This is a genomic window from Phyllobacterium sp. (assembly GCF_037994405.1).
GTDB lineage: Bacteria > Pseudomonadota > Alphaproteobacteria > Rhizobiales > Rhizobiaceae > Phyllobacterium.
In genome coordinates this window covers 1-8502 of sequence record NZ_JBBNAN010000522.1, presented here as the reverse complement: position 1 = coordinate 8502, position 8502 = coordinate 1, and the positions used below count along the sequence as shown (strand labels likewise).

Here is an 8502-nt window from a genome sequence, read left to right as displayed (position 1 = left end):
CATGATGCGCTGACCATTTCGTAAGCAAATTGCCAAGGTGACGAGATGAACATGCCGCAACCGATTGCCCGCTCAGCGGTATCTTCGACCCCAATGCATGCGGGGCTGACCAGTGCCGAGGCCAAGCGTCAACTTGAAAAATATGGCCCCAACACTATGCCGGAAGACGCCAGCAGCTCGGTCTTCGCTATCGCGAAGGAAGTTCTGACTGAGCCCATGTTGTTGCTGCTCCTTGTGGCAGCAGCGCTTTATCTCTTAATCGGCGATCTGGCGGAGGGCCTCTTACTGGCCGGCTTCGCTATCCTCACCATTGCCCTTGTCTTCTACCAGCATCAAAGAAGCGAGAACGCGCTCGCTGCCCTGCGGAAGTTGGGTGCACCCACGGCGCGCGTCGTTCGTGATGGCAAGGAATGTACCATTTTGGCCCGCGAGCTCGTTCCGGGAGATCTCATCGTGCTCGATGAAGGGGAACGTGTTCCCGCTGACGGAGTTTTGATCAGCAACGCCGGGCTGGTTGTCGATGAATCGCTGCTGACAGGGGAAAGTGTTGCCGTGCGCAAGTGTGCAGGAGAGGGCAGTGAGTTGGCCGCCGTGCCGGGCGGCGACGACCAGCCATTCGTCTATTCCAGCACCCTTGTCGTCAAAGGTCACGGAGCGGCGAGAGTGTCTGATACCGGAGCACGGACCCGTGCGGGACGCATCGGCATTTCGTTGGCATCAATCGTTGTGGAACGAACCCGGCTTCAGATTTCAGTGAGCCGGATCGTTCGGCTTTTCGGCGGTCTTGCCGCGATCGTGTGCTGCGCTTTGGTCATCTTCTACGGTGTCTACCGGGAAGACTGGCTGCAAGGCGTTCTTTCCGGCATCGCGCTTGCCATGGGGATGCTGCCGGAAGAGTTCCCGGTCGTTTTGACAATTTTCCTGGCCATCGGTGCATGGCGGCTGGCAAGTATCAAGGTTTTGGCCCGCCGTCCCGCCGTCGTCGAAACACTCGGAGCCGCCACCGTTCTTTGTGTCGACAAGACCGGGACGCTTACCGAAAATCGCATGCGTGTCCGGTTTCTCGACACCTTGACTGATCAACTCGAAGTTGATCCTGACTTACCTGACATGCCGCAAGCTTTCCGTCCGCTTGTAGATGCCGCTTGGCTCGCGACACGGCATGCATCCATCGATCCGATGGACCGGGCGGTCGCAGGACTGGTGTCACGGGCCGCAGAGTACGAAACGATGGATTGGCCGATGGTTCGCGAGTACGGCCTCAAGCCGGAATTGCTGGCAATGTCCATCGCCTGGAAGGATGATGCCGGGCATTTTTCGGTTGCCTGCAAAGGCGCTCCGGAGGCCATCATCGATCTGTGCCATCTTACGGAGGAAAAAGCAGCGAGCATAATGGGGCATGTTCAAGCCATGGCGGAGAAAGGGCTGCGTGTCCTTGGTGTTGGTATCGGGACGACAACACTGCATGAATTGCCTGAATCACAACATGATTTTGATTTTGCCTTTGCCGGGCTGGTCGGCTTTGAGGATCCCCTGCGGCCGACGGTGCCTGCTGCCGTGAGCGAAGCATTGCGTGCGGGAATCTCGGTAAAAATGATCACGGGTGATTATCCGGCGACGGCGTTGGCGATCGCTTCTGCAGCCGGGATTGACACAGATAACGGCGCTATAACCGGCGATCAACTCGAACGTGCCGACGATGCTGAGGTGAAACGGCTGGTGTCTTACGCAAATGTCTTTGCCCGCATCATGCCCGAACAAAAGCTGCGAATTGTTGAGGCCCTCAAACGCCAGGGTGAGGTCGTTGCTATGACTGGCGACGGCGTCAACGACGCGCCTGCACTCAAGGCAGCGCATATTGGCATCGCGATGGGAAAACGTGGCACGGACGTCGCCCGCGAAGCGGCAGGGATAATACTACTCGACGAAGATTTCGGCAGCATCGTCAGTGCAGTCAAGATGGGACGGCGCATCTTCGATAACTTACGGAAAGTGATGATCTACATTTCAGCGATCCACGTTCCGATCGCCGGGCTCGCGTTGCTGCCTCTGGTCGCCGGTATGCCACCGCTCTTCTTGCCGGCGCACGTGGTAGTGATCGAGATGATCATCGACCCAATGTGTTCGATTGTTTTCGAACGCACGCCCCCCGAAAGAGATATTATGGATCGGCCGCCGCGGCCGGTTGAAGATCCGCTGGCGGGTATTGCACAAATAGTCTTTGGCCTTCTCCAAGGCGGTGTGCTTCTGATCGTATGCCTTGGGCTTTACAAGGGATTATTGCTGCAAGGGGCCTCCGTCGAGGTGGCGCGAACTGCCGCCTTCATTGCCGTCACCGCCGGGAATTTGGTACTCGCCCTGGTAAACAGCAGCCGCGAGGCAATCGTTATGCACCTGCTTGAACGCGGCCGAATAACCTTCTGGATCGCCTCGATTATTGCGGCGGCAGTTATTACAATTTGCGTCCTTCAACCTCGACTCGCAGAACTTTTCGGATTCACCAGGCCCGAGATTGGGGAAGCTGTGCTCGCTGCAGGTATTGGAATGAGTGCAGTGCTGCTGTTCGACCTGATGAAGTTCATATCAGCTGTGCGACGGATTATAGGTTAGACGTAGATTGGACGATCGGCTGTTGGAGACGTCACTGCGATTGGCTGTTCGGAGGATTACCTTTGACCTTTGAGCCACGACAAAACCATTGGCAATAATGTCAATGCTGCAACGAAGGCAGTAATCAGGGCCAGCATCACAAACATTTGCAGAACTCCGAAGTTCGTAGCGTCGCGCGCCACGAACCATCCGGTAATCGCGCCTGCAACAATAAGCAGTATGCGCACAATCCAAGCGAGCATATCTATGCCTCTGCAATGCTATCTTGAGTGACCAATTCGTGCGTGAAATCATCCACAAAGCGCGTTACCTCAATCCAGTTTGTGAACTCGTAGTCGTGCTTGGTATCCGTCGGTCCGCCCTCTGAGGCAGCTATGCGCTTGAGCATCCAACGCTTGAAAAAATCATACTGCGTGTATTTGAGCGCGCCGGCACAGTTGAGCACGGATCGAGGCTGCCACCCTGTTTCATTGGACAGCTTGACCGGGTAATTTCTCGCCTCCGACATTTCCTCCTCATCGGCACTCGCAATGGACAGCGATACGGAAATGAAGGCAGACGGCATGTCATTGAGAACCGAACTCCAGTCATGGACATAATGGACAAATGGCGACGGATAACGACCAATATGGACAGGCGCGCACAGGATCGCGCCGTCGCTCGTGCCTGGATCTGCAAATCCGACCTGGTTTGCGTCGGTTAGCATGACCATGTGGCCTTGCGTCTCCAGATGGCTGGCAACCGCTTCGGCGATTTTTCGGGTCTGGCCCTCGATTGTGGAATAAAGCACCAGGAAATTCATGGCGTAGTCTCCTGCATTGATCACCCGGAACTTATTTCCGGAATTCTATCAGCGTGCGCAATTGGCGAGCGGGATGCATTGATGCGCATCAATTCACCTTCTCTAAGGCAACTTTGAAGAGCGCAGGTCAGCAACTCCGATCGCCAATGCACGCATGTGCCTCAGCTCTAGCTGATCCAATGCGCCCGCTGGGCTTCGAGCGCCTGGAACTGCAGTCGGGTGAGTGGCGCGATGTGATGCTGACGGCCGATCCACGGCTCCTTGGGCGCTTCGATCCCAGTGTCGACCAGTGGTGGATCTCGAAAGGAGGCTATAGCGTGGCAGTCAGCGAAAGCGCGGTGACCCCAAGCTGAACGGCAACGTCGAATTGACGGCAAACCTCTTCAGTGGATGAAGCAGGGTAAACGATACGCGAACGTCGGCCAGACTTCCGATTGGAAATTGTGACAGAACCTGCAGGCTGGCTGGCCGGCATACCTCTTTCCAGCGTCCACATCGCGCAGAGCCGACATCGCTAAACATCCCCATCACGCACGGCGATTAATTGAAACGAGGTTCATGAACATGTACTTCGAGCGCTGCTGAATCATCGGCCCAGCAAATGCCTCAAGCCGGCAACCCTGCCAGCCGCAATCCTGTGCGTAGACGCTCCACATCGTTCGGATCACGCAAATACGAAACATCAACAACCCAATCGACGTATTCGGCTGGGGTGGCTGTTGGATCACCTTGCCACAGGTCGCTGACCGACTGCACAAACACTTCACCACATCGTTGCGCTTCCTCGTTGCGTCCAAGGTGGCCGTAACAGGCGGCCCGCCAAGCCATGTCGCGCGGGTGGCGTGAAGGATTGTCGAAGGTTCTTTGTTCGAGCAGCACGACTGCCTCATCGTAACGCCCAAGCTGGAACAAAATGTGGGAAAGATAGTAGCTATACCAACTCGGATGTCGCGGATTGATCTTCAGGGCGATTTGGACTGCACTCAACGCACGTTCCGGTCTCCCCAAAGCCCCCTGCATCCATCCCCATAATATCTGAATTACTGGATCGTTCGGATTCATGGATCGGGCTAAATCCAGATGGCGTTCGGCTCTGTTGAAATCCCGCCAGGTCAGGCACATGTACCCTAGCGTGCAATGCACTCGTGGATCATTTGGATCGAGCGCAAGGGCTTGTTCCGCAAAACGGAGCGCCTTTATCCGATTTTCGTCCTGCGCATGCGGTACGCCAACGCCACTATCAACAACGCGATTTAGATGAACAACAGCAAGCCCCGTATAGGCCCGGGCGAAGGTAGGATCGATTTGGACGGCGCGCTCGAACAATCCCAGCGCGCGGTCCTGGGTTCCGGGCGTAAAATCGTCTGAGAGGCGGTGGCCCTGGAGAAACAGGTCATATGCGCGCATATCCTCCGCCGGTCGCCGCCGTGCCGCGACCTCTCGATCGTCTCTTACCCGCTGGGCGACCGCCGCGACTATGTTCTGCGAAATCTCCTCCTGAATGGCGAAGACGTCCTCCATCACGCGGTCGTAGCGCTCGGCCCACACATGCGTCCCACTCTCTGCTTCAATGAGCTGCGCCGTAATCCGCACGCGATTGCCGGCGCGTCGCACGCTGCCTTCGACGACATAGCCTGCACTCAGCTTTCGCCCAATTTCATGTAGGTCAGTCCTTTGTCCGCGAAATTCGAATGAGGAGTTGCGGGCAATCACCAAGAGCTCGCCGAACCGCGACAGCTCTGTGATGACATCTTCCGTGATGCCGTCGCTGAAATAAACCTGTTCGGGATCACCGCTCATATTCTCGAATGGCAGGACCGCAATCGAAGGTTTGTCAGAGCGCATCGCGGGCGGGAATACAGGCGGAGAGCCCGCAGATTCCATGCGGTAGGTTTTCACGGGCCGTGCGATATTCTTGAGATGCTGCTCCCCCGCGTAGGCGAAGCGGATATCGAGTTTGCCCGAGAGATGCTCGTGAGCGGTGCCGGAGATCAGCACGCTTCCCGGCGGGCATAACTGCTCCAATCGGGCCGCAACATTGACGCCATCACCGAGAAGATCATCGCCCTCGACAACGACGTCGCCAAGGTTGACGCCAATTCTGAGCACGACGCGGTGCTCAGCGGGCACATTTTCCTGGCGATTGGCGACCTGTTGTTGTACCGCGGCGGCGCAGCCAACTGCCTCAACGACCGAACCAAACTCCGCGACGAGTCCATCGCCCATCAGCTTGACTATGCGCCCGTGATGTTCGACCAGCAATGGGGCGATAACTTCAGATCGCAACGCTCTCATCGCGGCCAGTGTGCCAGCCTCGTCAGCTTCGATAAGTCGCGAATAACCCACAATGTCAGCGGCGAGAATTGCAACCAGCCGCCGCTCTGCGTGATCTGCTCCCATGGCACCCTCTCCAACAAGGTGAGGAAAGCCTTGCTATTGGGTCCATCAGTTGACGGGAACACTCACCGTCTTTCCGGCCCTCCAGAATTCTACTCCCGTTTCCTCCGCTCCGCGAGCGAGGTCTTTTGAACACACCGAAGGAAATCGCACTCAATGTTGTTGTGCTGTGTATCGGGCCCGCTGCGGGGCGAGGCCTGTCCAGCGATGGAAGGCGCGAATGAAGGAATTGGGATCCTCATATCCGAAGCTTGCAACGAACGGGCTCAACTAGAAGACCGCGGGCCAAACTCTCACACTTTTGATCCAGCGCAATGCGGAAGCTCAATTTTACTTCTAACGATTGGTCAACGAAAGCATTGTCTCACTTGGAGAAATCAGATGTATTTCAAGAGTCTGCTGAGCGTCGTGGAGGTAAAACAATCCGACCGCGACCTGAAGATCGCCATCGACCTCTGCTCGGAGATCAATGCGCAACTGTCCGTCATGATTCTCGCGGTCGCGTCATTGCCGCCGATCGGCGATTACCCTATCGGCACCGCTGACGTTTGGGTACAGGAGCGCCAGTGGGATCTCGCGGCCCTCGATGCGAGGGTCGAAGACGTGGAGATGCTGGTCAAGGATGCAGACATTTCGGCCACAGTCATCGACGAATATCCGGAACTTGCCAGAGTTGGCCATAGTGTCGGCAGGCGTGGCCGCTATGTGGACGCCACGATCATTGGTCCCGATCTTTTCGCCAACGAGATGTTAAAAGCTAAGGTAATCGACGGCGGCTTGTTTGAGTCCGGCCGACCGATCCTGCTAATCCCACACGGCACCAAGCCGACATTGCGGCCCAAGCGCGTTTTGCTTGCCTGGGACTCAGGCGTGGAATGCACGCGGGCGACGCGTGAGGCGCTCGATTTCATGGCGTGCGCCGAACAAGTTCATGTCACGATGATCGATCCGGATACCAGCTCGGTCGCTAACGGTCCCGAGCCGGGAGCCGATATTGCCGCCTATCTGGCGCATCATGGCGTCAAGATCATTGTCGACAGATTGCCGAGCGGAAATGATGCCATCGCTAATGTCATCAAAGGGCATGCGACTGACATATCAGCTGATCTCATCGTCATGGGGGGCTACGGCCACACGCGGTTACGGGAACGCATTTTTGGTGGTGTTACCCGATCGATGATCGACAAGCCGGGCTTCCCCGTTCTCATGGCTCGTTGAGCGAAGAACCTTCGCGCAACACCAGTAACAAGGAGGAAATGTCATGCATATCACCGAGATGGATCAATTCGAAATCATGCAAGTGATCGAAAATGCTACGGTGGGACGGCTCGCCTGCGTGCACGATTCACAGCCCTACATCGTCCCGCTGAATTTTGCCTACCATTTTGGCTCGCTATACGCGTTCACGACGTTCGGGCGTAAGGTCGAATGGATGCGGTCCAATCCAAAGGTTTGCGTGGAATTCGACAACGTCTCTGCAACCAACGATTGGCAGAGCGTGATCGTGATGGGACACTACGAAGAGCTAAGTCGCGATCCGGACACGAACGAAGCCCGCAACGAGGCCTACGGACTTCTCAGCAAAAGAGCTCAATGGTGGGAACCAGCCTATGTGAAAACGGTGATCCACGATCATGTGCGGGGCCTACAGCCGGTCTACTTCCGCATCCTGATCACTGAAAAGACAGGCCATAAAGCGATGAAGTAACACACGCGTAGCGAAGCAGGAGAAGGTCAATTGGCCCTTGCTGTGTCCGGCTTCTGTCGGAGCAAACGGTCGTGAATCTGCATGCCGACTACCATGGCGATGACGAAAGCCGTTGGTTTAACCAATCCCATGGACAACGACGCCACCAGGATCGTCACAGCAGCAATGCCTGTTGCCAGGAAAGTGACCATGGCGGCTATCGAGCGGCGCGAAAATCGCGCTAGACCAAAAACACCATGGCCGCTGGTGCATCCAGACCCCATCCGTGTCCCGAAGCCGACCAGAAATCCCGCGCAATGCCTGGCGAGGAGGCCGCACCTGCGCGAACACTATCGAGTCTTCCTGCTAAACTTTTTCAAGTAGCTTGCGACGTCGACCTGAACTCTGGCGTCGAGCTTCAGAGCCGCCTGGTCGGCGATCCTGTTCATTGCGGCAAGCACTTCCAGTTTTCCCCATCCGGCGTCGAAAGCGTCGCTGAGCAGCTCCATCAGACGCAATTGGATAGCCAACTCGCAGTCTTCGGCCCGCTTGGGGTCGTTCAGTGCACGGCGCGGTCTCGCGATCATTGGAAGGCCTTTCATTCGTCCGGTCCGCGTTTGCGGCTTTCCATACGGACGGAGAATAGAAAAATTTGGTGATAGGCTAGCGTGGCCGGCAAGCTTGCACTTTGATTTCGATCAAAAGGGGCTATCCTGACGGTGCCCTTCGCAGCGCGCCACGTCCTCTTTGCCCCAAGTTTGACCTATGTCAAAGAAAGCTGGGTGACGGCATGAGACTGTCGGAAGCCTAGTTGCATTCCGCTTTCAGGCTTCGATCGAAGGATCAGATATGTCGTATCAATTTGAATCCCAGCCATCCTAGAGGCGAAAAGCATCAGGGTAGACGTCGACGGTGCCGGTAGGGTTAAACTCGAGGGGCGGGTGAGCGCCTGGTCGGAACGCAACGCCGTGGAGCGAGCCGCCTGGTCAGCAGCCGGGGTGAAAAT

7 protein-coding genes and 2 pseudogenes are annotated in these 8502 nt (G+C 56.5%); 5 read left to right on the top strand and 4 right to left on the bottom strand.

All coding sequences use genetic code 11. The annotated features are described in order from the left end of the window. Positions 1 to 51 precede the first annotated feature (51 nt). Positions 52 to 2610 carry a cation-translocating P-type ATPase gene (locus AAAC48_RS28895; RefSeq protein ID WP_340657477.1) on the top strand — a complete coding sequence of 853 codons (2559 nt, stop codon included), beginning with the start codon at positions 52 to 54 and terminating at the stop codon, positions 2608 to 2610. A gap of 244 nt (positions 2611 to 2854) precedes the next feature. Here the strand turns inward: AAAC48_RS28895 and AAAC48_RS28890 are convergent, their stop codons facing one another. Further along, complete coding sequence (locus AAAC48_RS28890; RefSeq protein WP_340657476.1) at positions 2855 to 3412, bottom strand: flavodoxin domain-containing protein; 558 nt, start codon at positions 3410 to 3412, stop codon at positions 2855 to 2857. Between the two features lie 146 nt (positions 3413 to 3558). Between AAAC48_RS28890 and AAAC48_RS28885 the strand changes: the two genes are divergently transcribed. Further along, on the top strand, positions 3559 to 3765 hold the full coding sequence (locus AAAC48_RS28885) for a fibronectin type III-like domain-contianing protein (RefSeq protein ID WP_340657475.1): 207 nt from the start codon (positions 3559 to 3561) through the stop codon (positions 3763 to 3765). 253 nt (positions 3766 to 4018) lie between these two features. On the opposite strand, the gene AAAC48_RS28880 is transcribed toward AAAC48_RS28885, so the two are convergent. Then, complete coding sequence (locus tag AAAC48_RS28880; RefSeq protein ID WP_340657474.1) at positions 4019 to 5812, bottom strand: adenylate/guanylate cyclase domain-containing protein; 1794 nt, start codon at positions 5810 to 5812, stop codon at positions 4019 to 4021. Positions 5813 to 6190: 378 nt separating this feature from the next. Here AAAC48_RS28880 and AAAC48_RS28875 point away from each other — a divergent pair, with 378 nt between their 5' ends. After that, positions 6191 to 7027 (top strand): universal stress protein, encoded by an 837-nt coding sequence (locus AAAC48_RS28875; RefSeq protein WP_340657473.1) that lies wholly within the window; start codon positions 6191 to 6193, stop codon positions 7025 to 7027. Between the two features lie 43 nt (positions 7028 to 7070). After that, positions 7071 to 7517: a pyridoxamine 5'-phosphate oxidase family protein gene (locus AAAC48_RS28870; RefSeq protein ID WP_340657472.1), complete on the top strand. Its 447-nt coding sequence runs from the start codon at positions 7071 to 7073 to the stop codon at positions 7515 to 7517. 131 nt (positions 7518 to 7648) lie between these two features. Here AAAC48_RS28870 and AAAC48_RS28865 read toward each other — a convergent pair. Then, a pseudogene (locus AAAC48_RS28865) lies at positions 7649 to 7813 on the bottom strand (YeeE/YedE thiosulfate transporter family protein); the annotation flags it as partial. A gap of 33 nt (positions 7814 to 7846) precedes the next feature. Continuing rightward, positions 7847 to 8083, bottom strand: a complete 237-nt coding sequence (locus AAAC48_RS28860) for a hypothetical protein (protein WP_340657471.1) — start codon at positions 8081 to 8083, stop codon at positions 7847 to 7849. Between the two features lie 285 nt (positions 8084 to 8368). Here AAAC48_RS28860 and AAAC48_RS28855 point away from each other — a divergent pair. After that, positions 8369 to 8502: pseudogene (locus AAAC48_RS28855) on the top strand (BON domain-containing protein); the annotation flags it as partial.

Excerpts from the sequence above, each read along its gene's own strand:
- AAAC48_RS28895 (WP_340657477.1), top strand. The coding sequence starts at position 52 with ATGCCGCAACCGATTGCCCGCTCAGCGGTATCTTCGACCCCAATGCAT.
- AAAC48_RS28890 (WP_340657476.1), bottom strand. The coding sequence starts at position 3,412 with ATGAATTTCCTGGTGCTTTATTCCACAATCGAGGGCCAGACCCGAAAA.
- AAAC48_RS28885 (WP_340657475.1), top strand. The coding sequence starts at position 3,559 with ATGCACGCATGTGCCTCAGCTCTAGCTGATCCAATGCGCCCGCTGGGC.
- AAAC48_RS28880 (WP_340657474.1), bottom strand. The coding sequence starts at position 5,812 with ATGGGAGCAGATCACGCAGAGCGGCGGCTGGTTGCAATTCTCGCCGCT.
- AAAC48_RS28875 (WP_340657473.1), top strand. The coding sequence starts at position 6,191 with ATGTATTTCAAGAGTCTGCTGAGCGTCGTGGAGGTAAAACAATCCGAC.
- AAAC48_RS28870 (WP_340657472.1), top strand. The coding sequence starts at position 7,071 with ATGCATATCACCGAGATGGATCAATTCGAAATCATGCAAGTGATCGAA.
- AAAC48_RS28860 (WP_340657471.1), bottom strand. The coding sequence starts at position 8,083 with ATGATCGCGAGACCGCGCCGTGCACTGAACGACCCCAAGCGGGCCGAA.